Origin of the sequence: Hoeflea sp. AS60, assembly GCF_038900115.1 — a bacterium.
Taxonomy (GTDB): Bacteria; Pseudomonadota; Alphaproteobacteria; order Rhizobiales; family Rhizobiaceae; genus Hoeflea.
The window spans coordinates 433185-458679 of sequence record NZ_JBBMQP010000002.1; the positions used below are offsets into that span (position 1 = coordinate 433185).

General features: G+C 59.4%; 30 protein-coding genes. 9 read left to right on the top strand and 21 right to left on the bottom strand.

The window, feature by feature from the left end; all coding sequences use genetic code 11:
• Positions 1-12: 12 nt before the first annotated feature.
• Entirely contained in the window at positions 13-624 is a 612-nt protein-coding gene (locus WNZ14_RS12350; protein WP_342868959.1) for a ferric reductase-like transmembrane domain-containing protein, read from the top strand.
• 36 nt (positions 625-660) lie between these two features.
• On the opposite strand, the gene WNZ14_RS12355 is transcribed toward WNZ14_RS12350, so the two are convergent.
• The 3 genes from WNZ14_RS12355 to pepT all read right to left on the bottom strand — a co-directional run bounded on the left by WNZ14_RS12355 (position 661) and on the right by pepT (position 3228).
• A complete protein-coding gene (locus tag WNZ14_RS12355) occupies positions 661-1179 on the bottom strand; it encodes a YetF domain-containing protein (RefSeq protein WP_342868960.1) in 519 nt (172 codons plus the stop codon).
• A gap of 72 nt (positions 1180-1251) precedes the next feature.
• Positions 1252-1887: a DUF998 domain-containing protein gene (locus WNZ14_RS12360; protein ID WP_342868961.1), complete on the bottom strand. Its 636-nt coding sequence runs from the start codon at positions 1885-1887 to the stop codon at positions 1252-1254.
• A 108-nt stretch (positions 1888-1995) separates the two neighbouring features.
• Entirely contained in the window at positions 1996-3228 is a 1233-nt protein-coding gene (gene pepT, locus WNZ14_RS12365) for a peptidase T (protein ID WP_342868962.1), read from the bottom strand.
• 318 nt (positions 3229-3546) lie between these two features.
• Between pepT and rpsD the strand changes: the two genes are divergently transcribed.
• From rpsD to WNZ14_RS12385, 4 genes are all read left to right on the top strand, one after another.
• The gene (gene rpsD / locus WNZ14_RS12370) at positions 3547-4164 is read left to right on the top strand and encodes a 30S ribosomal protein S4 (protein ID WP_342868963.1); all 618 of its coding nucleotides are present in this window, start codon (positions 3547-3549) and stop codon (positions 4162-4164) included.
• 191 nt (positions 4165-4355) lie between these two features.
• Positions 4356-5285, top strand: a complete 930-nt coding sequence (locus WNZ14_RS12375; RefSeq protein WP_342868964.1) for a glutaminase — start codon at positions 4356-4358, stop codon at positions 5283-5285.
• A 32-nt stretch (positions 5286-5317) separates the two neighbouring features.
• Complete coding sequence (gene ttcA / locus WNZ14_RS12380; RefSeq protein WP_342870219.1) at positions 5318-6214, top strand: tRNA 2-thiocytidine(32) synthetase TtcA; 897 nt, start codon at positions 5318-5320, stop codon at positions 6212-6214.
• Complete coding sequence (locus WNZ14_RS12385) at positions 6211-7047, top strand: inositol monophosphatase family protein (RefSeq protein WP_342868965.1); 837 nt, start codon at positions 6211-6213, stop codon at positions 7045-7047. Before ttcA ends, WNZ14_RS12385 begins: the two co-directional genes overlap by 4 nt.
• 12 nt (positions 7048-7059) lie before the next feature.
• Here WNZ14_RS12385 and WNZ14_RS12390 read toward each other — a convergent pair whose 3' ends face one another.
• Positions 7060-8256, bottom strand: coding sequence for a multidrug effflux MFS transporter (locus WNZ14_RS12390; protein WP_342870220.1), 1197 nt, complete (start codon positions 8254-8256; stop codon positions 7060-7062).
• 477 nt (positions 8257-8733) lie between these two features.
• Between WNZ14_RS12390 and WNZ14_RS12395 the strand changes: the two genes are divergently transcribed.
• A complete protein-coding gene (locus tag WNZ14_RS12395; protein ID WP_342868966.1) occupies positions 8734-9783 on the top strand; it encodes a Gfo/Idh/MocA family oxidoreductase in 1050 nt (349 codons plus the stop codon).
• Positions 9784-9834: 51 nt separating this feature from the next.
• Here WNZ14_RS12395 and WNZ14_RS12400 read toward each other — a convergent pair whose 3' ends face one another.
• From WNZ14_RS12400 to grxD, 4 genes are all read right to left on the bottom strand, one after another.
• Positions 9835-10548, bottom strand: a complete 714-nt coding sequence (locus WNZ14_RS12400) for a TIGR02453 family protein (RefSeq protein ID WP_342868967.1) — start codon at positions 10546-10548, stop codon at positions 9835-9837.
• Positions 10549-10575: 27 nt separating this feature from the next.
• Positions 10576-11457 (bottom strand): hypothetical protein, encoded by an 882-nt coding sequence (locus tag WNZ14_RS12405; protein ID WP_342868968.1) that lies wholly within the window; start codon positions 11455-11457, stop codon positions 10576-10578.
• Between the two features lie 95 nt (positions 11458-11552).
• Entirely contained in the window at positions 11553-12038 is a 486-nt protein-coding gene (locus tag WNZ14_RS12410) for a YtoQ family protein (RefSeq protein WP_342868969.1), read from the bottom strand.
• 122 nt (positions 12039-12160) lie between these two features.
• Positions 12161-12493, bottom strand: coding sequence for a Grx4 family monothiol glutaredoxin (gene grxD / locus WNZ14_RS12415; protein ID WP_342868970.1), 333 nt, complete (start codon positions 12491-12493; stop codon positions 12161-12163).
• A gap of 234 nt (positions 12494-12727) precedes the next feature.
• Between grxD and WNZ14_RS12420 the strand changes: the two genes are divergently transcribed.
• Positions 12728-13432 (top strand): phosphodiester glycosidase family protein, encoded by a 705-nt coding sequence (locus WNZ14_RS12420; protein WP_342868971.1) that lies wholly within the window; start codon positions 12728-12730, stop codon positions 13430-13432.
• 16 nt (positions 13433-13448) lie between these two features.
• Here WNZ14_RS12420 and WNZ14_RS12425 read toward each other — a convergent pair whose 3' ends face one another.
• The 7 genes from WNZ14_RS12425 to purC all read right to left on the bottom strand — a co-directional run bounded on the left by WNZ14_RS12425 (position 13449) and on the right by purC (position 18607).
• On the bottom strand, positions 13449-13745 hold the full coding sequence (locus WNZ14_RS12425; protein WP_342868972.1) for a hypothetical protein: 297 nt from the start codon (positions 13743-13745) through the stop codon (positions 13449-13451).
• 9 nt (positions 13746-13754) lie between these two features.
• Entirely contained in the window at positions 13755-13988 is a 234-nt protein-coding gene (locus WNZ14_RS12430) for a BolA family transcriptional regulator (protein ID WP_342868973.1), read from the bottom strand.
• 20 nt (positions 13989-14008) lie between these two features.
• Positions 14009-16240, bottom strand: a complete 2232-nt coding sequence (gene purL / locus WNZ14_RS12435) for a phosphoribosylformylglycinamidine synthase subunit PurL (RefSeq protein WP_342868974.1) — start codon at positions 16238-16240, stop codon at positions 14009-14011.
• A gap of 145 nt (positions 16241-16385) precedes the next feature.
• On the bottom strand, positions 16386-16763 hold the full coding sequence (locus WNZ14_RS12440; RefSeq protein ID WP_342868975.1) for a hypothetical protein: 378 nt from the start codon (positions 16761-16763) through the stop codon (positions 16386-16388).
• Positions 16764-16903: 140 nt separating this feature from the next.
• Positions 16904-17578: a phosphoribosylformylglycinamidine synthase subunit PurQ gene (gene purQ / locus WNZ14_RS12445; RefSeq protein WP_342868976.1), complete on the bottom strand. Its 675-nt coding sequence runs from the start codon at positions 17576-17578 to the stop codon at positions 16904-16906.
• A gap of 3 nt (positions 17579-17581) precedes the next feature.
• Complete coding sequence (gene purS / locus WNZ14_RS12450) at positions 17582-17824, bottom strand: phosphoribosylformylglycinamidine synthase subunit PurS (protein ID WP_342868977.1); 243 nt, start codon at positions 17822-17824, stop codon at positions 17582-17584.
• Between the two features lie 18 nt (positions 17825-17842).
• Positions 17843-18607 carry a phosphoribosylaminoimidazolesuccinocarboxamide synthase gene (gene purC, locus WNZ14_RS12455; RefSeq protein WP_342868978.1) on the bottom strand — a complete coding sequence of 255 codons (765 nt, stop codon included), beginning with the start codon at positions 18605-18607 and terminating at the stop codon, positions 17843-17845.
• A 224-nt stretch (positions 18608-18831) separates the two neighbouring features.
• On the opposite strand from purC, the gene WNZ14_RS12460 reads away from it, so the two are divergent.
• Both WNZ14_RS12460 and WNZ14_RS12465 read left to right on the top strand, forming a co-directional pair.
• The gene (locus WNZ14_RS12460) at positions 18832-19152 is read left to right on the top strand and encodes a DUF1476 domain-containing protein (protein ID WP_342868979.1); all 321 of its coding nucleotides are present in this window, start codon (positions 18832-18834) and stop codon (positions 19150-19152) included.
• A 117-nt stretch (positions 19153-19269) separates the two neighbouring features.
• Positions 19270-20031 carry an aldolase/citrate lyase family protein gene (locus WNZ14_RS12465; RefSeq protein WP_342868980.1) on the top strand — a complete coding sequence of 254 codons (762 nt, stop codon included), beginning with the start codon at positions 19270-19272 and terminating at the stop codon, positions 20029-20031.
• A 16-nt stretch (positions 20032-20047) separates the two neighbouring features.
• Here the strand turns inward: WNZ14_RS12465 and WNZ14_RS12470 are convergent, their stop codons facing one another.
• The 6 genes from WNZ14_RS12470 to WNZ14_RS12495 form a co-directional block, all read right to left on the bottom strand.
• Entirely contained in the window at positions 20048-20602 is a 555-nt protein-coding gene (locus WNZ14_RS12470; RefSeq protein ID WP_342868981.1) for an alpha/beta hydrolase, read from the bottom strand.
• A gap of 136 nt (positions 20603-20738) precedes the next feature.
• Entirely contained in the window at positions 20739-20972 is a 234-nt protein-coding gene (locus WNZ14_RS12475) for a hypothetical protein (protein WP_342868982.1), read from the bottom strand.
• Positions 20973-21107: 135 nt separating this feature from the next.
• Positions 21108-22436, bottom strand: coding sequence for an adenylosuccinate lyase (gene purB / locus WNZ14_RS12480; protein WP_342868983.1), 1329 nt, complete (start codon positions 22434-22436; stop codon positions 21108-21110).
• A gap of 78 nt (positions 22437-22514) precedes the next feature.
• Positions 22515-23099, bottom strand: a complete 585-nt coding sequence (locus WNZ14_RS12485; RefSeq protein WP_342868984.1) for a hypothetical protein — start codon at positions 23097-23099, stop codon at positions 22515-22517.
• Between the two features lie 145 nt (positions 23100-23244).
• Positions 23245-24252, bottom strand: coding sequence for a P1 family peptidase (locus tag WNZ14_RS12490; RefSeq protein WP_342870221.1), 1008 nt, complete (start codon positions 24250-24252; stop codon positions 23245-23247).
• 11 nt (positions 24253-24263) lie between these two features.
• Positions 24264-25349 carry an ABC transporter substrate-binding protein gene (locus tag WNZ14_RS12495; RefSeq protein WP_342868985.1) on the bottom strand — a complete coding sequence of 362 codons (1086 nt, stop codon included), beginning with the start codon at positions 25347-25349 and terminating at the stop codon, positions 24264-24266.
• Positions 25350-25495 lie beyond the last annotated feature (146 nt).

Sequence of the window (25495 nt, forward strand, 5' to 3'; positions counted from 1 at the left end):
CGCCCTTTGCCAATGAAAGGATCGAGCCGGGCCCACGCTGCCCTGATCTGGGCCGTGGTCGTGACCGCAATTGCTGTGCCGATAGCGGCAGCCGCCATGAGCCCGCTGCTTCAGTGGCGGGGGGCGGTTTATATTGCCGCGGGCTTTGCAGGCATTGTCGCCATGGCTCTGCTGCTGCTTCAACCACTGCTTGTCGCCGGCGCCCTGCCGGGCCTTTCCGGTCGGAGCGGGCGTCTCGTGCATCGTTGGGCCGGAGGGCTTCTGGTAGTGACGGTTGTCGTTCACGTCGCTGCCCTTTGGGTAACCAGCCCGCCGGATGTCATCGACGCACTTCTGTTTGCATCACCAACGCCGTTCTCGTTCTGGGGTGTTGTCGCCATGTGGGCAGTCTTCGCGTCCGCACTTCTGGCCGCCTTGCGCTGGCGTCTGCCGCTGCGGCCTCAAACCTGGCGTCTGGCTCACACGGGTCTGGCGGCGGTGATTGTCGTGGGAAGCGTTGTCCATGCGATGCTGATCGAGGGCACGATGGAGACGATATCGAAATTTGTGCTGTGCGCCTTGGTCACCGTCGCGACGCTAAAGGTGATCGTTGGATTGAACATCCGTATTCGGCGAAGTCGATAGCGGTACAGGGAAGTTGAGCCGGTCTGGCTGTGAGTATCACGGCATACGGTTGACGCTGTCTAGAAGGCGTTCCTGCAATTTGGGGCCGTGGAGGACCGAGATGTCTCCCGTCGTCTCCAGAACCACTGCCCGGACATCGGCAAAATCCAGCACATTGGCCTCCCGCAGCTTGGCGATCAGATCGTCCCTGGCAACGCGCGTGGCGGTGAGTGCATCTTCATTGATCTCGCCGTCACGCATCAACAGGACAGGGGCATTCTGGACTATAGCTTCAAAGCGTTCCGATCTCTTGCGCAAGCGGGCGGTGACGTACTGAACGCCGAGCAGGCCTGCCATGGCGAGCGTCGCCTGGAAAAAAGCAGGCCAGGTTGTGGCCTGAGCGGCCCCGGCGAGCAGAGAGCCGGTGGCAACAGTTACGACAAAATCAAACGCCGTCATCTTCGAGAACGCGCGCAGTCCGATGACGCGAACAAGCAGGACGACCCAGACGACCGCTATCGCGGAAAGGGCAAAGGCTCTGACAATGGTATCGAGGTATTCTGTTGCAAGAAACATGATCTGATCAACCTTTCTACGGCAATTGGGAGGAGCGGGCGAGGGGCTTTGCCGAAACCTCGATTGGGCGCATCACCGCAGACGGATGGCATGGCGGATGAAGAGCCACGCCATCGTACCGACGGTGAAAAAGGAAATGAGCCCGAGATAGCGTTCGTAAATGCCGTCAATGTCGTTGGGAAGGAAGAAGAAGACTGGCGCGGACAGGCTCCAGAGGATCGAAATCGCGATCAGGATGCGGCTGGCGTTGCTGCTGATTCGCGCCGCGCCTCGCGACATAGCCCATGGCAAGAGCGCCATCAGGAGCCCCAGAGCGTAAACCAGATAGACATGGATGATCCAGCCGTCGCTGTCATTGTCACCATATTCGTTGCGAGCGCCGACCAGAAAGACGATCAGTCCGAGGACAGCAAAACCGACTGCTCCCAAGCTCCATCTCCAACCGCCGAGGTGGTCATGGGCGGCAAGCAGAGCAATCGAGATCAGCGATGCGGCAAATGCGTAGATGCCGATGTCGACTATGAATTCGTATTTGCCCGCACCCAGATCGCTGATCGTGTCTGCGATCCAGTTGTGATCGGGCACCACGAAATCGGCAATCAGTATGGCAATGGCGAACAGGATGCAGCCCAGCAGCGCATAGGATCCGAGCGATATCATGAACAAGGGCCTTAAATTGGCCTCGGGCAATCCCGTCTCGTCCCGCATTGGTTGTGTCCCCTCTATTGTGGAACCCAACGTCGCCAGGAGCAAATCGTTCCTCGGGCTACCGATGCGCGCTTGTTTGGTCCGGCAGGAGAGGGAGGCCCGGTATGCTCACGCTCGCTCTTCCCAGACCTTCACCAGTTCGACAATCGTCTCGACCGACTTCTCCATATCCTGGACGCTGATCCATTCCAGCGGCGAGTGGTAGGAGTGGCCGCCGGTGTAGATGTTGGGGCAGGGCAGCCCCATAAAGGAGAGGCGGGAGCCGTCGGTGCCGCCGCGGATCGAGTTTGTGACTGGCTCCAGGCCGACGCGGCGCACGGCCTCGACCAGATTGGCCATTATTTCGGGCTGGCGGTCGAGCACTTCCTTCATGTTGCGGTACTGTTCGGTGACCTTGAAGCTCATGCTCGAGCCCGGATAGGCGGTCATCACATCCTCGGCGATTGCCTTGAGCAGCGTCTCTTTTTCGGTGAGGCCCTCGTTGACGAAATCACGGATGATGAATTGCAGCTTGGCCTTGTCCATCGAGCCGGAAATGCCGGTGGGATGGATGAAGCCTTCAAGTCCTTCGGTGGTTTCAGGCGCAAGATCCTTTGGCAGACGCGCGACGATGTCGCTTGCGATCTTGATCGCGTTTTCCATCACACCCTTGGAGGTGCCCGGGTGCTGGGCCACGCCGACAATCTCGATCTCGACGCCATCTGCCGAGAAGGTCTGGTCGTCGACTTCGCCAATGGTGCTGCCATCCATGGTGTAGCCGAAGGCAGCGCCGAGCTTCTTGATGTCAACCTTGTCGGCGCCGCGGCCGATTTCCTCGTCGGTGGTGAACAGGATCCTGATCGCGCCGTGCCGGATCTCCGGATTGGCCAGAAGTGTTGCCGCGGCAGTCATGATTTCCGCGACGCCGGCCTTGTCGTCGGCTCCGAGCAGTGTGGTGCCGTCGGTGGTGACAATGTCGTGGCCGATCTGGTCATTGAGGTCGGGATGCTCGCTCACGCGGATGATCCGGGTTGTGTCACCGGTGAGCTGGATATCGCCGCCCTGATAGTTCCTGACGACGTTGGGCTTTACATTTGTCCCGGTAAAGTCGGGGGCGGTGTCCATGTGTGAGCAGAAGCAGATCACTGGAACGTTCTTGTCAGTGTTCGATGGAACCGTTGCATAGATATTGCCGTGCTCGTCCATGTGCGCGTCGGAGAGCCCGAGCGCCAGCAGCTCGGCAACCAGCACGCGGCCGAGGTCTTTCTGTTTTTCAGTCGAGGGCTGCGCGGAGGAAGTTGGGTCGGACTGGGTGTCAATGACGACATAACGGAGCAGGCGGTCTAATACAGTGTCAGTCATGGCAGGGTCCGATTCCAATTGGGGGCAGACCCTGCTATAGCCGTCCTTGCGCGGTTCGGGAATATCGTGCGGCCCTGCAGTCGCACCTGGCCATGGCCGCTTACCGATACCAGCGTTGACAGCTCCCACGGGATACTCTAGACACCCGGCCAGCGCGAGGGTTCATGCCCTCGCGTTTTCTTACGTGTCCCGTGGACGGTTTATCACAATGCGTGCGTGAACCGTTCTGTCAGGTCTCAAAAACAGGGGCCAGAGGAGGGCGCGTTTCCTTAATCCGGTTTGGCGACAGACCGGATCAACCTTTTGAGAGGAAATGCGATGAGCAAGCGCGAATCGGCAAAATACAAACTAGACCGCCGCATGGGCGAAAATATCTGGGGTCGTCCCAAGTCCCCGGTCAACCGCCGCGAATACGGACCCGGCCAGCATGGCCAGCGCCGCAAGAGCAAGCTTTCCGACTTCGGTGTGCAGCTGCGCGCCAAACAGAAGCTTAAGGGCTACTACGGCGATATTTCGGAAAAGCAGTTCCGCAAGATTTACGACGAAGCCAACCGGTTGAAGGGCGATACGCCTGAAAACCTGATCGGCCTGCTCGAGTCGCGTCTGGACGCTGTTGTCTACCGCGCCAAGTTCGTTGCAACGATCTTCGCAGCACGCCAGTTCGTCAACCACGGTCACGTCACCGTCAATGGCAAGCGCGTCAACATCGGTTCGTACCGTTGCAAGCCGGGCGATGTGGTTGCGGTCAAGGAAAAGTCCAAGCAGCTGGCGTTCGTTATCGAAGCTTCGCAGCTGGCTGAACGCGATGTTCCTGAATATGTTGAAGCCGACCACCACAAGATGAGCGCCACTTACGTTCGCGTGCCGGCACTCTCCGACGTTCCTTACGCCGTCGTGATGGAACCGAACCTGGTCGTCGAATTCTATTCGCGCTGATCCGTTTATTACGGATCGCGCCAGATCAAGGCCGCCCTTCGGGGCGGCTTTTTTGTGTCGGTGATTGTCACGCTACAGCGCCGCGCATCCAATTTGATGCGCAAAGGTCGCTGTAACACTTTGAATGAATGCATGTACGTTATCGCTCAATTGAGCGCGACACGCATTAGGCTGTGCGGGGGAGGCAGGGAATGATGGACCTGCAGCAAGTGCTTGACGAGATCGCCTTCGATGCGGCCGTTGCCGCTGATCGGGGCGTGGTGGCGCAGTATATTCCGGAACTTGCCAAGGTGGATCCGGGCCAGTTCGGAATTGCCGTGGCGCTGCCCGACGGGCAGGTGCTGTCTGCCGGTGACGCGGGGACGGCGTTTTCGATCCAGAGCGTGTCCAAGGTGTTCACGCTGTCGCTGGCGCTTGGGAAGCTCGGCGATTCGCTGTGGGCCCGTGTCGGGCGCGAGCCATCGGGCAATCCGTTCAATTCGATTGTCCAGCTTGAGCAGGAAAAAGGCAGGCCGCGCAATCCTTTCATCAATGCCGGCGCCATAGCGGTTGCCGATCTGATCCTTTCCGGCCACCAGCCGCGCGAGGCGATTGGCGAGATCGTCCGCTTCATGCGCTATCTGGCCGATGACGACACGATCCTGATTGACGAGCGTGTGGCCCGCTCGGAGACGGCGCATGGCGACCGCAACGCGTCGCTAGCGCATTTCATGCGCTCTTTCGGCAGCATCGTTCACCCGGTCGACCATGTTCTGGGCGTTTATTTTCATCAGTGCGCCATTGCCATGAATTGCAAGCAACTGGCACGCGCGGGCTTGTTTCTGGCAAGCCAAGGGCAAAATCCGCTGACCGGCTCGCAAGTGGTGCCACCGCAGCGGGCGCGGCGCATCAACGCCATCATGCTGATGTGCGGCCATTACGATGGTTCTGGTGAATTCGCCTATCGCGTCGGCCTGCCAGGCAAGAGCGGTGTCGGCGGTGGAATTCTGGCAATTGCGCCCGGAATTGCCTCGATTGCGGTCTGGTCGCCGGGCCTTGATACGGTCGGCAATTCGAAGCTCGGCAGTGCAGCACTTGAACAATTGACCAAGCGGATGGAATGGTCGGTGTTCGGGGCTTGACTGTTCTTGTCAAAGCCATCATCCCCGGGGCCATGAGTGACGTGACAGACCAATTGGACATCAATGAGTTGGAGCCGAAGCCCGAGGCAGGGCCGTCGCTCTATTCCGACGCGCCGTCGAGCGTGTCGTTCAACAAGCTGCGCAAGCGGCTGATCCGCAATGTGCGGCAGGCGATCGATGATTTCTCGATGGTGTCTGCGGCGGGTGAAACCGGCACGCGACCGCGCTGGCTGGTGGCGCTGTCGGGCGGCAAGGATTCCTACGGGCTGTTGGCGCTGCTGATGGATCTTCAGTGGCGCGGCATGCTGCCTGTCGATCTGATTGCCTGTAATCTCGATCAGGGTCAGCCGAATTTTCCCAAACACATTCTGCCCGACTATCTCAAAGCGCATGATGTGCCGCACCGGATCGAATACCGCGACACCTATTCGGTGGTGACATCGAAGGTGCCGGAAGGCGCAACCTATTGCGCGCTCTGCTCCCGGCTCAGGCGCGGCAACCTCTACCGCATCGCGCGCGAAGAGGGCTGCGAGGCGCTGGTGCTCGGCCACCACCGGGATGATATTCTCGAGACCTTCTTCCTCAATTTCTTTCATGGCGGGCGGCTGGAAGCGATGCCGCCGAAGCTGCTAAACGATGACGGCGACGTGATGGTGCTTCGCCCGATGGCCTATTGCGCCGAGGAAGATCTGATGCGCTTTGCCGAAGCACTGAAGTTCCCGATCATTCCGTGCGACCTCTGCGGTTCGCAAGACGGCCTGCAGCGCAACGCCATGAAGCTGATGATCGGCGATATCGAACGACGCATGCCGGGCCGCAAGGATTCGATGATCCGGGCCTTGTCCAACACACGGCCGTCACATCTGCTTGATAGATCGCTGTTTGATTTTGCAGCACTTTCGGTTCAACCCAAAAAGGCAGACACATGACCATTCTCAGCTCGGAAGATATGGATTGGCTGGCGGCGCTTTTGCTCGATGTCGGCACAGCCGAAATCATGCCGCGCTTCCGCAATCTGGGCGATGGCGCCATCCAGCAGAAAACATCTGCCGCTGATCTTGTCACCGAAGCCGATATCAACGCCGAGCGAGTGATCACCCAGGCCCTGCTTGAGCGGTATCCGGATGCCATCGTGATTGGCGAGGAAGCGGTTGCCGACACGCCAGCGCTGCTTGATGGCTGGAGCAAGACAGAAAAGCTGGCCTTCGTGATCGATCCGGTCGATGGCACCTTCAATTTCGCGTCCGGCGTGGCCTCTTTCGGGGTGATGCTGTCTGTGGTCAGCAATGGTGAAACGATCGCGGGCATCATTCATGATCCGGTTGGCAAGGACTGGATCATGGCTGAGAAGGGCAGCGGGGCTATCCTGCGCCGGCTTGACGGTCGCGAGAGCGCTTTGAAGGTGGCACAACCCGTGGGCTCCGTCGGAGCGATGATCGGGGCGGCCTCATGGCAATACATGCAGGAACCGGAACGCAGCACCATTGCGCGCAATCAGGGGGTATGTCTCGGCAGTGTGGCCTACCGCTGCGCGGCCCAGGAATACCGGTTGCTGTGCGGAGGGCATATTCACTTCGCCCTCTACAACAAGCTTATGCCCTGGGATCACCTGGCCGGCACGCTGATCACTGAAGAAGCGGGCGGCTATGTCCGCCGTTTCGATGGCAGCGTCTACCGGCCCGAGCATCTTGATGGCGGCATCCTGGCGGCAACGGACCTCGACAGCTGGCACATGGTGCGCGAAGAGCTGTGGCGCGCTTAGACTGACCCCAAATCAGTCCGGCGATCCGACGCCGAACAGCTTGCCTTTTTCCGCGATCAACACCATCACCAGCGCAACCGCCGAGACCATTGCGTAACCGGCGGCGAGCGGGAAGACCGTTCCGTTGTAAGCCTGGCCAATGAGCGCACCAACAACACCGCCGCCAACTGTCTGGGCAAAGCCCAGCGTCGAGGATGCGGTGCCGGCAATTGCGCCCAGCGGCTCCATGGCTATCGAGTTGAAGTTCGAGCCGACAAAGCCGAACAGCGGCATCATCAGCATTGAAAGGCCGAAGAACAGCCAGAACGGGATCGGACCCATAGCCGTCAGCCCGGCCAGAATCACGCCCAGAACGAGATAGGCGATCAACGCACCATGGGACAGCCTGCGCTGGCCGAAACGGCCAACAAGCCTTGAGTTGAGAAAGGACGATCCGGCCATCACCACGGCAACCGCTGCGAAGGCAATGGGGAAATAATTTCCCAGACCGTAGATGCCGACATAGATCGGCTGCGCGACATTCAGAAAGCCAAACAGGGAGCCGAAATAGAAGCTCGTCGCCAGCGTGTAGAACAGCGCGATGCGGTTGGTCAGGACGATGGCGAAGGCTTCGCCGATGCTTTTGAGCGTCAGCGGCCGACGGTTTTCTTCCCTCAGCGTTTCAGGCAGCCGGAAAGCCGCCCAGGCGCCAACCAGAAGCGACACCACGGCCATGAACACGAAAATCAGATGCCAGTCGCCGGCCAGAATGATTACCTGGCCGATCATAGGGGCGAACACTGGAACCACCATGAAAACCATCATGACCAGCGACATGGTGGCGGCCATGCCGCGACCAGAGTGCGTGTCGCGCACCACGGAAAGAGCGATCACGCGGGTCGCCGCGGCGCCAATGCCTTGCAGGAAACGCGCAACAAGCAGGAATTCGAAACTGGGGGAGAATGCGCCGGCGACGGAGCAGATCGCATAGAGCGCGATGCCGACGAACAGCGGGGTGCGCCGACCGAACCGGTCAGAGATCGGTCCGAAGAACAGCTGTGCGCCGCCAAAACCGATGATGTAGGACAACAGCACGAACTGCACCTGATTGGCGTCGACTATGTCCAGGCTCTCGGCAATATTGGGAAATGCCGGCAGCATGATGTCAATGGCAAGCGCGTTGAGCGCCATCATGGACGCCACGATCGCGATGAATTGCGAGCGGCCGATGCCACCGATTTTTTCAGGCTGGCTTGCGGGGTGCGCCGTTGTTCCGTGCATCGATGATTCCATCCTAACGGGAACAGAAAGAGACTGAATATCTGTTCATTGCAAAGCCGAGCCCCACATGTGCCCGTTCGGGGCGTGCCATGCCTGGACCAGTCGAGGTCTGGGGATCGGGAGGCGGGCCATCGTGGCCTTTACCGGGGTCGTTCTTAAACCGCGTTTTCCGATCCGGCAAGCCTCTGAATTGGCGGGGTGTTTGGTTGCAACACTGTTCTGCGATCGAGCCAGCACCAAGCTGCAAGACTGATGCAACTCAACGAAAGTGAACCGGGCCAAAAGCGGCCAATAGGGAGGCTATGGCCTTTGGGGTACCTTGCTGCGTGGCTGGATTTGATCACAACAAAGTGAAGCTGCTATGCATCGTCTGGATAGGCCGCGCTGAGCGTTTGGTGTGCCGAATTGTCCGGGGAGAGACCAAGCATGGATGAAATCAGGCCCGTGCGCCTTGCGCTGATCGGCCTCGGCATGGCGACGAAACCACACCTTGAAGCGCTGATGGATCCATCCTGTCGCGTTGAGGTGGCGGGTATCTATAACCGCAGCCGCGCCAGGGCCGAGATTGTCGCCGAAAGCAACGGCTACAGGATTTTTGAAAGCCTTGAGCAGATTGCAAACGACCCGGATATTGAAGGTGTGATTGTCACCACCCCGCCAGACCAGCGTCATGAGATCGTCGAGATGATGGCGCGGACGGGCAAGCACATCCTGATGGAAAAGCCGATCGAGCGAAGCTTTACAGCCGCCATCAACCTGGTGGAGATCTGCGAACGCCATCACGTGCATCTTGGCATCGTACTGCAGCACCGGTTTCGCGCAGGCGCACAGCGCTTGCAGAGCCTGACGGAAAGCGGCGCTTTGGGGCAGATCGCGCTGGTCCGGGTCGAAGTGCCGTGGTGGCGCGGTCAGGATTATTATGATCAGACCGGGCGCGGCACCTACGCAAGGGATGGCGGCGGAGTGCTCCTAAGCCAGGCAATCCACGTGCTGGACCTGATGCTGAGCCTTGTCGGTCCTGCCGAGACGGTTCAGGCCTTTTTCGCCACGACCAGCCTGCACAGGATGGAAGCCGAGGATTTTGCCACCGCCGGCGTCAGGTTTGTATCAGGGGCGGTTGGCTCGATCGTGGCAACCACGTCGACGTTTCCGGGCTCGGCTGAATCCATAGTGATTGATGGCGCCTTGGGAACTGCGGTGCTTCGCGCAGGTCATCTCGAAGTGAACTGGCGCGACGGGCGCAAAGAGGAAACAGGTGAAGCTGCAGCGACCGGTGGTGGAGCTGATCCGATGGCGTTTCCGTGCGACTGGCACAAGGCGCTCATAGCTGATTTTGCGACTGCGATCCGTGAGGACCGGTCACCACGCATTACCGGACGCGAGGCGCTCAATGTGCATGCGCTGATCGAAGCGATGACAAGATCTGCCAGCGAAGGAGCGGTCGCGCAGGTTGCCTCTGTTGCAACGTCCCGATGAGAAGTTCACGGCAGCTGGCACCAAATCTGTCGATCGAGCAAAAGCTGTTGTCTATTGATTTTTCTCGTCGCGGGCGGCGCGGACGGGATCAATCACGCGCCAGCCGAAGCTCAGAAACGGCTGCGCAACGGTCGCGAGTTCGGTGAGATCATCGAGCAGCGCCGTGCCTTTGAGCCTGTCTTCGGAAAAACGGCGCGACAGCGTCAGGTGCTTGAGACGGAGCAGATCCAAGATCGCAGGATCGGTGATGTCTTCAAAGCCGCGCGGCGTGCGCTTGAGGCTGTTTTCCTGGTCAAACACGAAACCCAGCGTCGTGAGCGGTTTTAGAGCTGCGTCGAACTGGTCCTTGCGGGCGACGATGGCCTCGCGGAATGCGCGGAGCTCGTCAGATTCCATCGAATGGAAACCGACGGCCAGAAAGGAATCATCCGGCGAGACATGCAAATAGAGCAGGCCCTGGTCCTTCTTTGTGCCGGAGCGGGTGACCACCGCGCTGACATGGGTGTTGTAGGGATGCTTTTCCTTGGCGAAGCGAACGTCTCGGTTGATGCGAAAGGTCGAGGTCTTGCGGTTGCAGGTGAGCGGGATCTTCGTCTCCGCCAGACGCACGGCCAGATCGTCAATCAGCCTGCCACGCGGCTCATTGAGGTTTGCCTCGAAGATGTACTTGTTTTCATGAAACCATTCGCGGTTCTGGTGAAACCCGAGCGCCTTGAGGAAGGGAAGGGCCTTATCGCCAAAGCCAGTGTAGGAGGTATCAGTCATTGTTCATCGCCTTCATGGATTTCGATTTCAGGCGCCGTTACCTGTTTCTACCGGAATCAGACAGTCAGTATAATAGCCTGTCGCAGGCAAATTGACCGGCGCGTTGATTGTGTGGGTAAAAATCCTGTTGTTCGAAATGATCCCGGCGGCGTCTCCAACCTGATCTTTGGGCACTGTCACAGCGAAGAGATCAAGTTCGTCAATTTGCCGGTAGGATTCTTCAGAAGGAGGCAGACGATAGGTTGTCAATATGACCTCCTTGTATCCGAGTTCCCGTACGGCGCTGTATTCGGAGACATCATATATCTGCGGTATGAAGCGATGCTGCAGTGACCCAGCCCGGCTGGCGATCAGGGCCAATCCTTCAATGTTGTCCGTCTTGAAATCGGTGACAACCTGACCCGGATTGGTGCGGAGCCACTCGATCAATGTGTCCAGTGTCAGGCGGGTCAGTCCGAAGTTGGGTGCGCTGGCCTGCAAGCTGACGGAGGAAGGTACGGCATAGAAGGACGCCAGCCATTCACTCCAACCAAGATTGTTCCAATACCGATATTCATCTTTCCAATCATGGACGATCGCCAGCTCGCCATCGCTGGTCCAGTTGAAATCCAGTTCGAACAAGATGAAACCGTTGGCCGCCGATTGGTCTAGCGCTTCTTTCGAGTTCGAATAGTCGCCCTGCTTCAGACCTCCGCCAGCATGAGCAATCAGAGTGACCCCCGCTGGTGCACTCACATATGCGCTACACTGGTGGCGGTCGCCCTTGTTGAGCCGTTCTATAGCCGGTGTCGAGACAATGACGGACAAGCCAACTGTAGCAATGAACACCAGCAGCCAAGATGATTTCGACATCAGCGGTTTGCCCGCTTCCTTGCTGCCTTGTCGGGGCGGGGGCGGCTCTGTGATCAACTCGGAATCCTAACATGCAAACATGCAGCGTGTGGAGTTCGAGCTTGACCTGCAGAAATTAAGATTTTCCGCAGCCAACGATCCTGATCGGTGGTTTATTGCGCGGCTTCCTGAACCTTGTCGGTGTAGCCGGGCAAAGCGCCGTTGATAACGTATTGCAGGATCGACACGACCTGATCTGGCGTCTTGGCGACGGCAAGTGCAGCAGCATCGACTTCCTTGAGCGCATGGGCGTGCTCGTCCTGATGCAGGATGATCAGGGGCTTGCCGAGTGCCGCGGCATAGCCGGCGTCAAACGCCGCGTTCCATTGCTTGTATTTCTCGCCGAAGCGGACGACGACGATATCGGCCTTTTCGAGCAATGTGCGGGTGCGGATGGCATTGATCTGCGCGCCCTTGTGATCGTGCCAGAACTTGTCGGGCTCTGCTCCCAGAATGGCGACGCCGACATCATCGGACGCTTCGTGATGGGTTACCGGGGCGCTGAAGCTGACAGGGAGGCCTGCAGCACGTGCGCCGGTTTCAATCTGTTCGCGCCAGTCGGAGTGGATTTCGCCCGAGAGATAGATTGTACAGGTCATGATCATGTCTCCAGTCGTATTTTCTTATGGTCGGGAAGGACGGTTCTCGGTTTTCCTTGCCGCTGAAACGAAAAGAGGCGGAAAATCCGCCTCTTGCCGCATCGTCAGTCAGATAGATGGTGTCAGGCGGCTTTGACCGGCACGCCGGCGTCGGTCATGTGCTGCTGCAGTTCGCTCGACTGGAACATCTCGCGGATGATATCGCAGCCGCCGATGAACTCGCCCTTGACGTAGAGCTGAGGGATGGTCGGCCAGTTGGAATATTCCTTGATGCCGTTGCGCAGGGCATCGTCAGCCAGAACATTCACGCCCTTGTAGGGAACGCCCAGGTAATCGAGAATCTGGACGACCTGACCGGAAAATCCACATTGCGGGAATTGCGGCGTGCCCTTCATGAACAGCACCACGTCGTTGCTTTTCACTTCGTTGTCGATGAAATCATTGATGCCGGACATCGTTGGATCCTTTCAAAACGTGTGGCCACGATATTTCTTGCCCTTCAGATAACGCGCGCGGCATGACAAGACAAGAACCTAGGCCCTATAAGTGATGAGATGTGGATGGTGCGCGCCGGTTATTTTGTCTTGGTGCTGCTGGCGGTCGCCGGCGGCGTCGTCTTGTGGCTGGTGCTATCGCCCTCGGGCTCGCGGCCCGGGCCGGAGGTGACGGGGCAGAACGGGAGTGGGACAATGACGCAAGCGAAAAGTCCGGACATCTGCGAGGAAACCGTGTTCGAGGGCGCGCGGGCAATCCTCTGCGTCGCTGATCCCGAAGTCCATGATATCCGTGTGGTCTACCGGGGCAAGGAAAGCGAGCCCTATGCAAGTGTGCCCAAGGCTGTTGTGGCATTGGCAGCAGCCGGCGAGACACCGGTGCTGGCCATGAATGCCGGCATGTATCACGCCGACATGATGCCGGTGGGGCTCTATGTCGAGAATGGCACGGAGTTCTCGCCGCTCAATCATGATGACGGGTTCGGCAATTTCTTTCTCAAGCCGAATGGCGTGTTCTTTATCGACAAGGATAATAGCGCCGGTGTGATGGAGACCGAAACCTATGCGAGCGCAGGCATTTCGTCGATGTTTGCCACCCAATCTGGCCCGATGCTGGTGATCAATGGCGCTATCCATCCGCGCTTCCTACCCGATGGAACGACGAAGTACATTCGCAACGGGATCGGGGTGAGGGCGGACGGCAAGGTGGTCTTGGCGATCACCCGGGATCCGGTGAGTCTGGGTTCCTTCGCGCGACTGTTCAGGGATGTAGCCGAGTGTCCCGATGCGCTGTTCTTTGACGGCGGCGTCTCAAGCCTTGCCTGGGGCACCGACATGGAGATCGATTCGGGCGACCCGGCGGGGCCGATTGTGGCGGTGTTTGGCAAAACAGATGGCTGAAGGCCAAGGGCCTGACCTAAGATGAGCGCTTGCTTGCTGTAGACTTGCGCCGTGTCGTGCGCATTTTCTTGGCTGTCGTCCGGCGGGTTCGGGTGCGCTTGGCTGACGGCTTTTTGCCGGTCAGCGCCTCGATCAGCACCTTCTCGATTGTCGATGTCGTGGCCGGGCGCTTGCGTCGTGCGGTGGTTTTGCGGCGGGTCGTCTTGCTCCGCGTGGTTGAGCGGCGGCGTTTGCGGGTGACGGCGCCTTTGGCCATTCCATCAACGACGCCGTCGATAACCTCGGTGATCAAACCTTCCAGAAAGCCCGCCACCGCTTTCGCCTACTCCGGGATGCTGGTCTGCAGGGCGAGAGCGTGCAGAACGCCGCCCATGTTGCCCTCAAGCGCGTTGTAGACCATCTGGTGCTGCTGTACCCGGCTCTTGCCGCGGAAGCTCTCTGAGACAACCTCCGCCGCATAGTGATCGCCATCGCCGGCAAGATCGCGGATCGTGACCTTGGCGTCAGGAATTCCGGTCTTGATAAGTTTTTCGATATCGCCTGCGTTCATTGGCATTTGGGAAGGCTCCTGATTGGCTATTCGGCGGCAAGCGCTGCGGGGGTGTCCATGAATGCAGGGAACCACGATTCATGGGTGCTGCGCAATGCGGATACGGGGACCGACATCAGTCCTTCGATCTTCAGGCTGTCACCTGACATGGTGCCGAGATTGCGGAAGGGAACACCCGCGCCTTCGGCGCTTGCCATGATGTAACCTGACAGATCGGAAGGCACTGTGATGACATAGCGTGCCTGGTCTTCGCCAAACAGCAGAGCGTGGGCCGGGCCATTGCTGGAGGACAGGTCGAGATCCATGCCGAGATCGGAGGCCATGGCCATTTCAGCCAGGGTGGTTACCAGTCCGCCCGACGAAATGTCGTGGCAGGATGTGACCTGACCATTTCGGATGGCGGAGCGGATGAAAAAGCCATTGCGGCGTTCTTCGGCCAGGTCAACGGACGGCGGAGCGCCTTCGGACCGGCCAAGGCAGTCGCGCATCCAGGCTGACTGGCCGAGATGGGTGCCATCGCCGCCGATCAGGATAACAGCGTCTCCGGCCTTGGCGCCGCCAATGCGGGCCATCTGGTTCCAGTCATCAATCAGGCCGACGCCGCCGATGGTTGGTGTGGGCAGGATCGCCTCGCCATTGGTCTCGTTGTAGAGCGAGACATTGCCAGACACGATGGGGAAATCGAGCGCCAGGCAGGCTTCTCCGATGCCCTGGATCGCCATCACCAGCTGACCCATGATCTCGGGCCGCTCGGGGTTGCCAAAATTGAGGTTGTCGGTGGAGGCCAGCGGCTCGGCGCCGGTGGCAGTCAGGTTGCGCCAACATTCGGCGACGGCCTGCTTGCCGCCCTCATAGGGGTTGGCTTCAACATAGCGCGGCGTCACATCAGACGAGAAGGCCAAGGCCTTGGTTTCATGGCCTTCCACGCGGACGACGCCGGCGTCGCCGCCGGGGATCTGCAGCGAGTTGCCCTGGATCAGCGTGTCATATTGCTCCCAGACCCAGCGCTTGGACGCATTGTTGGGCGAACCGAGCAGGTCGAGCAGCGCCTGGCCATAATCTTCCGGCTCCTCGACATCGGAATAGGAAATCGCGGACAAGCCACCGATTTCGCGCCATTCGCGGTCATACTCAGGGGCTTCGTCGCCCAGATCCTTGATCGGCAGGTTGGCGACTTCCTCGCCCTGATGCAGGATGCGGAAGCGCAGGTCATCAGTCGTCTTGCCGACAATGGCGAAGTCGAGGCCCCATTTTACGAAGATCGCCTTGGCTTCTGCTTCCTTCTCGGGCTCGAGCACCATAAGCATGCGCTCCTGGCTTTCCGACAGCATCATCTCGTAGGCGGTCATGTTCTCTTCGCGCACCGGCACCTTGTCGAGATCGAGCTCGATGCCGAGGCCGCCCTTGGCGCCCATTTCGACTGCCGAGCACGTCAGACCCGCTGCGCCCATGTCCTGGATGGCGATGACCGCGCCGGTCTGCATCAGTTCAAGGCAGGCCTCGAGCAGGCATTTCTCGGTGAACGGGTCACCAACCTGAACGGTGGGGCGTTTTTCCTCGATCGATTCATCAAATTCGGCCGATGCCATGGTGGCGCCGCCAACGCCGTCGCGTCCGGTCTTGGCGCCGAGATAGACAACCGGCAGGCCGACGCCCTTGGCTTCGGACAGGAAGATCGCGTCGGTTTTGGCAATGCCTGCGGCAAAGGCGTTGACCAGGCAGTTGCCGTTGTAGCGCGCGTCGAATTCGACCTCGCCGCCGACAGTTGGCACGCCAAAGGAATTGCCGTAGCCGCCAACGCCTGCAACGACGCCTGATACCAGATGGCGGGTCTTCGGGTGATCGGGCGAGCCAAACCGCAGTGCGTTCATGGCCGCAATCGGACGCGCGCCCATGGTGAAGACGTCGCGCAGAATGCCGCCGACGCCGGTGGCCGCACCCTGGTAGGGCTCGATGTAGGAGGGGTGATTGTGGCTTTCCATCTTGAAGACCACGCAGTCGCCGTCGCCGATATCAACCACACCGGCATTCTCGCCGGGCCCCTGTATGACCCGAGGTCCGGTGGTCGGCAGCGTTTTCAGCCACTTCTTCGAGGATTTGTAAGAGCAATGCTCGTTCCACATCGCCGAGAAGATCCCGAGCTCGGTAAAGCTCGGTTCGCGACCGATGAGATCGAGAATGCGCTGATACTCGTCGGGCTTGAGCCCGTGAGCAGCAATCAGATCTTCGGTGATAGGGATGATATTTGGAATGTTCATGGCGGTGGTCGCCCTTTTTATCCTGCGCGTGCTGCAGCCTATAGCGCAATGGCGGGCCGGTTGGCACCTGGAAATTGGGTTTCAGGCAGAAAGAAAGCGCTATTCTGTGGACACCGGTGGCAGTGAACCACGTGGTTTGTACCCTTTAGCAGCCGGTTCCGCCCGATGCCCAACGTGAGATATCGCTGTTGATCCGTCCAGCCAGCGGCGAGGTCGAGAGGGGACCGTAGAACTGGGCATTGCCGGCCGAAGCAACGATCACCGCCTGAGGCAGTGATTGTGGCTTGCCGCGCGGAATGATCAGCAGTCTTGGCGTGCTGGTGGTGTCGAGTTCGGGCACGATGCCATAGCTGGCAAACTCGTTGTCCTTGAGCCAGCAGGCATGAGCCTGGCTGTTCACCCGTTGCAGTGTCGAGACTGCGACTAAATTGGAGCTTATGCTGGAAGCAGGGCCTGCGGCGGGCGAACAGGCTGACATGGCGAGCCCGGACATCAGCACCAATATCAACGAATTCTTGTTCAAGGGTGCTCCGGGCATCAGCCAGATGACAGTGAAGGGAAGGCTGCAATAGCACGATTCCCGTTCGCGCGATTGCTCGCAATCGGGCCGCACGAAATCATTGCTTATTCAGGCGAGTGGCCTGCGACGTCGCCCGCGTCTTGTCAGGCGTTGACGAGTCCGAGCGCGGATTCGAACAGCGCGCGCCCATCGGAGCCGCCGTGCGCGTCCTCGATCAGATTTTCCGGATGCGGCATCATGCCCAACACGTTGCCCGCCTTGTTGACGATGCCGGCGATGTTGTTGAGCGAGCCATTCGGATTGGTGTCGGCCGTGTAGCGGAACGCGACCTGATTGCCAGCTTCGATTTCGGCCAGCGTATCAGGATCGGTGAAATAGTTGCCGTCGTGATGCGCCACCGGGCAGCGGATGATCTGGCCCTGCGAATAGCCCTGCGTGAAGGCTGTTCCTGCGTTGGCGACTTCGAGCTTCACTTCGCGGCAGACGAACTTGAGCGATGCGTTGCGCATCAGTGCGCCGGGGAGGAGCCCGCTTTCAACCAGGATCTGAAAGCCGTTGCAAACGCCGATGACACGGGTGCCTTTTTCGGCCTTCTCGCGCACAGCCTGCATCACCGGCATGCGTGCGGCAATCGCGCCGCAACGCAGATAGTCGCCATAGGAGAAGCCGCCGGGGATGACAATCAGGTCGACGTCGTCGTCAATCGATGTCTCGGTCTGCCAGATGGTTTGCGGTGCCTGGCCTGAAATCTTGGTGAGCGCCGCAATCATGTCGCGATCACGATTGAGGCCGGGAAGCAGGATGACGGCAGCTTTCATGGCTCAGAGCACCTCGACCGAGAAATCCTCGATCACCGTATTGGCGAGCAGTTTTTCGCCCATGGCCTTGAGTTCGGCTTCGGCCTTGGCGCGGTCGGATGTTTCTAGAACCACGTCAAACACCTTGCCCTGGCGAATGGAATCGACGCCGGAAAACCCGAGGCCGCCGAGCGCATGTTCGATGGCCTTGCCTTGCGGATCGAGAACACCGTTTTTCAGCGTCACGGTGACGCGTGCCTTGATCATGTCCGGATCTCCTGACGCTTACTTGACCAGAACCGGTCCGGAAGGACGGTTCATCTCGTTCTCGTTCATGATTCCGAGCCTGCGGGCGACTTCCTGATAGGCTTCGACAAGATTGCCGAGATCGCGACGGAAGACGTCCTTGTCGAACTTCTGGTTGGTGTTGACGTCCCAGAGGCGGCAGGAATCGGGCGAGATCTCGTCGGCGACGACGATGCGCATCATGTCGCCTTCAAACAGACGACCGCATTCGATCTTGAAATCGACCAGCTGGATGCCGACGCCCAGGAACAGGCCGGTGAGGAAGTCGTTGACGCGGATGGCAAGCGCCATGATGTCGTCGATTTCCTGCGGGCTGGCCCAGCCAAAGGCGGTGACATGCTCTTCAGACACCATCGGGTCGTCGAGCGCATCGGCCTTGTAATAGAATTCTATGATCGAGCGGGGCAGGACGGTGCCTTCCTCGATGCCGAGGCGCTTGGACAGCGAGCCGGCCGCAACATTGCGCACAACCACTTCAAGCGGGATGATCTCGACTTCCTTGATCAACTGCTCGCGCATGTTGATGCGCTTGATGAAGTGGGTCGGGATGCCGATCCGGTTCAGATGCGAGAATATGTACTCGGAGATCCGGTTGTTGAGCACGCCCTTGCCATCAACAACGTCATGTTTCTTCTTGTTGAACGCGGTTGCGTCGTCCTTGAAGAACTGGATCAATGTGCCGGGCTCGGGGCCTTCATACAAAATCTTGGCCTTGCCTTCGTAGATACGGCGGCGACGGGTCATGGGGCATCTCTGTCAATTTGTGCCGGCTGAAGCCGCGGCAACTCGGCTGAAGGATATTTTGAGCCGTGGTTTATCGGATTGTCCGGGCTTTCACAACGCCGTTGTAGGGTATGTCCCCTGATTTGCACGGTTCATGCGGGTTTAGATTGCACTTTCGGCGGTCTTTTGTTTTATGGGGCAAACACCCATATAGGGTTTATCGATTCAACGACGGGAGCCAGCTCATGAGCAACATGAATGATCGCGAAAATGCATTTGAAAACAAGTTTGCCCATGATGCGGAGCTGAAATTCAAGGCAGAAGCTCGCCGCAACAAGCTTTTGGGGCTTTGGGCCGCCGAATTGCTGGGCAAAACAGGTGAAGAAGCCGAAACCTATGCCAAAAGCGTCGTCATGGCCGATTTCGAGGAAGCGGGCGATGAAGACGTTTTCCGCAAGGTGCGCGGCGATTTCGACGAAGCCGGTGTAGATCAATCCGACCACCAGTTGCGTCGCAAGATGAATGAACTGCTGGTCGTCGCCGTCGAGCAGATCCAGAGCAGCTGACGCACTGCTGCCTGAGTTACATGAAACCGCCTGCGGCTTGCCGGGGGCGGTTTTTTGTTGGAATGAAGGTCAGGAGCGCCCGTTGCGGGCGAAATAGCGATTCGGGAGGAGTTAGCCGTGCAATTGCGAGACAAGTTTGATCAGGACAAGATGCTGATCACCGCCTGGTCGACGTCACCGTCTGCCGAGATGGCAGGGGCGCTGGCTCGCTGTCCTTTCGATACAGTCACCGTCGACATGCAGCACGGCGCGCACAGCGAATCGACCGCTTTTGCCTCTGCCAAGGCGATCTTTGCTGCGGGCAAGCCTGCGATCATGCGGGTACCTGTGGGGCGCAATGATCTCGCCAGTCGCGCGCTCGACATGGGTTTCGAGGCTGTCATTGCACCGATGATCAATTCGGTCGCCGACGCCGAAGCCTTTGCAAATGCGATGAAGTATCCGCCGATCGGAGAGCGCTCTTGGGGGCCGACCAAGGCGCTGCAGATGCATACGTCCTACTCGGCGGAGAGCTATTTCCGGGCTGCCAACACCAAGACAATGGCGCTGGCGATGATCGAGACACGGGAAGCGTTCGCGGCACTCGACGGAATTCTGGCAACCAGGGGAATTGACGGGATCTTTGTCGGACCATCCGATCTCTCGATTTCCTGGTCGAATGGCGCTGGTGTTGATCCCCAGAATGAAGAACTTCAGGATGTCATCGCCGAAATTGGCGGCCGCGCACGCGGTGCAGGCAAGTTTGCGGCGATTTTTGCCGTTGATCCCGCCGATGTTCCGCGCTTTGGCACGATGGGCTACCGGCTTGCTGCCTTGAACACCGATCCAGGGATCATACACGCCGGTGCGGCCGTGATGCTGGACAAGGCGCGGGGCTGACGTCTGGTTTGGATCGTCAGGGCTTCAGACGGGCGAGGAAATGGGCAAACACCATAATGCCTTCCGGCCAAGGACCGTGGCCTGATTCGGCGTTGATGTGGCCTGCTTCGCCAGCGTCCACCAAAACCGATCCCCAGGCGTTGGCCATATCGCCCGCATGCTCGAAGGATCCGAACGGATCGTTGTGGCTCGCCACGACGATCGACGGGAAGTCGAGCGGATCTTGCTTGTAGGGCCCAAAGGTCATCAGGTGCTTTGGCCGGATTTTCGGATTATTGACTTCCGGCGGCGCCACCAGAAACGCGCCGGCAATCTTGTTCCTGCAGTCCGGCAAGGCCTGTAACACGGTCGCCACTCCCAGCGAGTGGGCAATCACGACAACCGGTTTCTCGGCCTCGTTGACGGCTTCGGCGAAGCGCGCGGTCCAGTCTTCACACACGGGTTTTGCCCATGAGTCCTGTTCGACGCGCCGGGCTGTCGACAGCCGCGTCTGCCAACGCGATTGCCAATGGTCCGGGCCGGAGTTTGTGTAACCAGGGACGATGAGGATGTCTGCTTCGGCAACTTTCATGCAGCCGAGTTGGGCGAGGCCGGATCAAATGTCAACCGGTGGAGCGGCTTGAAAAAGCCCGCTGGCGCCTCAAATTGTTTTTGAGCCACAATTCCGGATCGGTTTCGGGGCTGCGGCCCGCTAATCGAAGGATTCTCTAACGGTTGGCTGCGGGGTATGCGCTGATCTGGGTGGGTGGCGTGATGACGAATGGTCCGCCGCCGTTCTTCAACTGGCCTTGGCTGAACACCATCAAGATGCCAAGCGAGATGATCACTGCCGCAACCGCAATCCAGATGCTGATGCCGGAGTCACGGCTCTGGCGGAGTTCTGAATCGGTTTCGCGGTGTCGTTCGCGGCCGTGATCGGCAAGGGGCGGATAGTCCTGCATGATATGTGCTCCAGTCTGTCGGAAGATCCACAGAATGGGTGGCAACCGCGGCAAGATGGGGGCAACAGCAGGGCGAGATAATGACACACATTCACTTCGTATGAATGCGTGTCATTAATGTCTCAGATGGGCTGATCAGCTCTCGCCGAACACGCGTGTAAAGATGGTGTCGACATGCTTGGTGTGATAGCCGAGATCGAAACGGTCGCGGATCTCCGTTTCGGAAAGATACTTGCGCACATCTTCGTCGGCCAGAAGCTCGGTGAGGAAGTCGACCTCTGAATCGCCTGAGACCTGGTAGCTGTTCCAGACCTTCATGGCATTGCGCTGGACCAGGCGGTATGCGTCCTCGCGCGATGAGCCTGCCTGGGTGAGCGCCAGCAGGATCCGCTGCGAGTGCACCAGACCGCCAAGACGGTTCATGTTGCCGGCCATGCGCTCTGGATAGACCATCAGCTTGTCGATGACATTGGTCATGCGGGCCAGCGCAAAGTCGAGCGTTACAGTGGTGTCCGGACCGATCATGCGCTCGACGGACGAGTGCGAGATGTCCCGCTCATGCCACAGGGCAACGTTTTCCATCGCCGGCGTGACGGCCATTCGCACCAGCCGAGACAGGCCGGTGAGGTTTTCGGTCAGCACGGGGTTGCGCTTGTGCGGCATTGCCGACGAGCCCTTCTGGCCGGGTGAGAAATACTCCTCGGCTTCCAGAACCTCGGTGCGCTGCAGATGGCGGATTTCGGTGGCGACGCGCTCGATCGACGAGGCGATGACACCGAGCGTTGCGAAGAACATCGCGTGGCGGTCGCGCGGGATGACCTGGGTCGAGACCGGTTCTGAGGTCAGGCCCATGGCCTTGGCGACATGCTCTTCAACGCGCGGATCGATATTGGCGAAGGTGCCGACGGCGCCCGAGATGGCGCATGTGGCGATTTCAGCCCGCGCATTGACCAGGCGAGTGCGGCAACGGTCGAATTCGGCATAGGCTTCGGCCATCTTGAGGCCGAATGTCACCGGTTCGGCGTGGATGCCGTGCGAACGGCCAATGCAGACGGTTTTCTTGTGCTCGAATGCACGGCGCTTGATGGCGGCGAGAAGAGCATCCATGTCGGCGAGCATCAGGTCGGTGGCCTTGACCAGCTGGACACTAAAGCAGGTGTCGAGAACATCCGACGAGGTCATGCCCTGATGCACGAAACGGGCATCCGGGCCGACGATTTCGGCGAGATGTGTCAGAAACGCGATGACATCGTGCTTGGTTTCGCGCTCGATCTCGTCGATGCGGTCGATGTCAAAAGTGGCGGCGTTGCCCTTTTCCCAGATGGTCTTGGCGGCCTCTTTCGGGATCACGCCCAGTTCGGCCAGCGCATCGCAGGCGTGGGCCTCGATCTCGAACCAGATGCGGAACTTCGATTCTGGTGACCAGACAGCGACCATTTCCGGGCGGGAGTAACGAGGTATCATGACGTAATCCGTGGATGTGTTGCGTTGCGGCGGGTCTAGACCATTTCCGCACGGAATCAAACTTCGGATCGTGCGCGGTTAAGCGATAGGAACGGTTTTTGCCGGTTTGGCGGCAGAATGTCTGCTGGCGAGCAGGTAAGAGGCGCCGAAAAGGAATATCACACCTAGCGGGAGATAGAGGCGTACTCCCTGGACCGCGAATTGGTAGAGTGCGGACGCTGTCGTGAACACCAGCTGGTAGAGCCAAAGTTTCGTAAATGTATCGCCGTGCCATTGCGCATAGAAATTGCGGTAGACGATTGCGAACATCAGCGAGGTGACGCCAATGGTGAACACCGTCAGGCATATGAAAGCCGTGGCAAATGCCGCTTCGCGCGCTCGTCTGAAGGCAATGAAGCGGAATGCCGCAAGGCTCATTGGCCAGGCAAGGGCAGCGCCACAGAATGCCAGCGCGGTCAGGTTCCAGTAATGGCTGGTTACTGCGCCCATCGACAACCACAACCAGGCCTGGGCGGAAAGTGCCATGGCTGCGCCCCAGCCGATCGAGCCATAGACGACGTCGCGCCACTCGAGCCTGGCGGCCTCAAATCGATCACGCAGATTGGAGTTGTCGTTGGCCGGTTTTGGCGTCGGGCCCTTGTGCCGTTTGACTGGATTGTTCATCGATTGCATCTGGTCACAGCGGTCCACCTGAGAGGTCCGGCATTGAATTCGGGGAATTTGCGGCGCGCAGACGTCATGGAGCTCTCTAGCTTTGTTGCCAGCACCGCGTATCATTGCCGGGGCGTGCGGGCAACCGAAGGCCGGTTCAGGCGCTGCGACAGGACCACGCCGGCATAAGGTCGCGCTCGTCAGACGTCGCTTCATAGATGCCGCGGGCGATGGCGCGGCTCATAGTCGAGGCGGCTGCGGCGCACAGGTCGAGGAATTCGTCGTGCGACGGTTTGCGCCCAGACGCGCCTGTGGCAAGCGCAAACACCAGATCGCCGTCAAACGGGGTGTGGCTTGGCCAGATGGCCCTTGCAAAACCCGCATGGGCCGCAATTGCCAAGCGCTTGGCTTCGGCCTTGGTGAGGCTTGCATCGGTGGCGATGACGGCGATGGTGGTGTTGGACACGCCGCGGGTCATGTCGCGGAACTTGATTTTCAGGTCCGTCGCGTCCTCGGGCAGGGGGGATGGCATGCCAAGACCGCCGAATTCATCACCGATCTCGAAGGGCGCTGCCCAGAAATGCTGTGTGTCGCCGATTGTGGCGGTCCCCATCGGGTTGGCGGCTACCAGCGCTCCTATGGTAATCCCATCAGCGACAAGCGCCGAGGCAGAGCCAAGCCCGCCCTTGAATGTTGCAGTAAGCGCGCCGGTGCCTGCACCTGCGGTTCCTATTTCAAAATGCTGTGAGGCCGCTGCTGTGGCCTGATAGCCCAGCTCGCGATAGGGCGGGTAGGTCCCCCAATCCTTGTCGCCGCCATTGATCAGATCAAACAGGATCGCTGCAGGTATGATCGGGATGCGGTGAGGGCCGACTTCAAATCCCTTGCCCTGTTCACGCAAGCAGGCCTGCGCACCGCTGGCGGCATCAAGGCCAAAGGCGGAGCCGCCGGACAGGATGAGCCCGTTGACGGTCTCGACCGTGTTGTGGGGCTCGAGCAGATCGGTCTCACGGGTGCCGGGCGCGCCGCCGAGCACCTGCACTGCAGCGGTTGCAGGCAGATCGCAGACAATAGACGTTACCCCGGAGTTGAGCCCGGTGTCGCTGGCATTGCCGACCAGCAGCCCCGCGACATCTGTAATGAGGTTGCGCGGTCCGGTCTTCATTGCAGTTTTGCTCATTGGCTCTCTCCGGCGATTCGTGCCGTTTCTTCCACACTCAGTCTGGTGAACTCGCCATCCCGCAGGATGGCCAGCACAAAACTTGGTTCCCGTCGTTCGCCGTTTTCATCAAATGTCACAGGACCGAGTGCGGTGGAAAAGGTGGTTGTGCGCAGGGCCTCAACGAGACCGGTTGCGCTGTAATCCATCCGGTTGGAAATCGTGCCCAGAATTTCGGCCGCCGCGTAGGCAGGAATGCGCAGCCCTTCGGCAATCAGGCCAAGGCTTTCGAACGCAGCCCTTGCCGCTTCGGCCTCTGGGCCCGGTGTGGCGCCTGCAGCAAGCACGGCGATGGTGCCATCGGGCAAAGGAATTTCGCCCTGCGGCGCATGCAGCGAATCGCCGCCCATGAACTTGAGCGCAACGCCCTGACGCTCGGCTTCCATTGCGATGACCGCCATGTCGGAGCGCTCGCCACCGACAAAGACGCGAGAAACGCCGGCAGACTTGAGCCTGCGCACCAGGCTTGGCTGGGTGGCCTGGCCGGGGCGGAAATTGTCGACGAAATTTGGCTTCAGGCCGCGGTTTTCAAGATTGACCCGGATGGCTTCGACAAGCTCCCGCCCGGAAATGGCGCCGTCCTCGATCAGTGCGAAAGACTTATCGGCCCATAGACGCAGGATCGCATCTGCCGCGATTTCCGCTTCCGAGCCCGCGCGCGGGGCAAGGCGAAAAAAGTTCCACCCGAGCCGCGAAGCTTCCTCACCGATGATGTCGGCGCGCACAGTCAGCGTGATGACCGGGATGTTTTCATCCGACAGCAACGGCAACGCCGCAGCGAGGCTTTCGGTGCAGAGGAAGCCGACAACGACATTGACGCCTGCCTCGATCATGGCTGCAGCGGCATCAACGCCGGCCTGTTCCGAGCAACCGTCGTCACCCTCGACAATGTCCTCGAAAGCGCCGGGATTAGCTGATTCCCAGACGGCAAACGCCTCGCGGACATGATCGCCGAGCGGTTTGAACTGACCCGATTGCGGAATCACAATCCCGACATGCAACGCTTCCGCCCGCACGGGGGCGGTCGCCAAAAGCAGGGCCATGACAGGTGTCAGGCATGAAAGCGCAAACCGGATAATCATGGTCGGTATTTAGCCCGGCAGGCCTGCCTAATCAAAGCAAAATCCGTCACTTGGGCTGCTCTTGGCGGCGCCAGGGGAGAAAAAGTCGCGGGCGGCGGGTTTCAAAA